This is a genomic window from Streptomyces griseicoloratus (genome assembly GCF_014534645.1).
GTDB lineage: Bacteria > Actinomycetota > Actinomycetes > Streptomycetales > Streptomycetaceae > Streptomyces > Streptomyces griseicoloratus.
Map to the genome: position 1 here is coordinate 1 of NZ_JACVQF010000125.1, position 452 is coordinate 452.

The 452-nt window shown below is 74.8% G+C and carries 1 protein-coding gene; it reads left to right on the forward strand.

Annotated elements, in window-relative coordinates; all coding sequences use genetic code 11:
- Positions 1–452: condensation domain-containing protein (locus tag H0H10_RS03425; RefSeq protein ID WP_188179290.1), on the forward strand; the 452-nt coding region annotated here is incomplete at both ends.

Consider the following 452-nt stretch of genomic DNA (forward strand, 5'->3'; position numbering starts at 1 on the left):
AGCAGGCGAGCGGGGTGCCGGGCGGCAGCCCCCTGTTCACCTCCCTCTTCAACTACCGCCACAGCCATGCCGTGCCCGGCGCGGACGGCGGCCGCCTCCCCGGCGTCAGGACCCTGCTCACCCGGGACGTGTCCAACTACCCCGTCGCGGTGGCCGTGGACGACCTCGGCTCCGGTTTCGAACTCACCGTCGACGCGGTGTCCGGCGTGGACGCGGAGGGCCTGTGCCGCCTGCTGCTGACCTGCGTGGACGGGCTGGCGAGGGCCTTGGCGACCACGCCGGAACTGCCGTTGACGGACGTGGACGTCGTCGGCCCCGACGAGTCGCGGCGGCTCCTCGCCCAGGGCCGCGGTCCGAGCGCCGAGGAACCCGGGGCGCTCCTCCCCGAACTGCTGGCCGAGCGGGTGTGCGTCGGTCCTGACGCGGTGGCCGTGGTGGCGGAGGACGGGGAG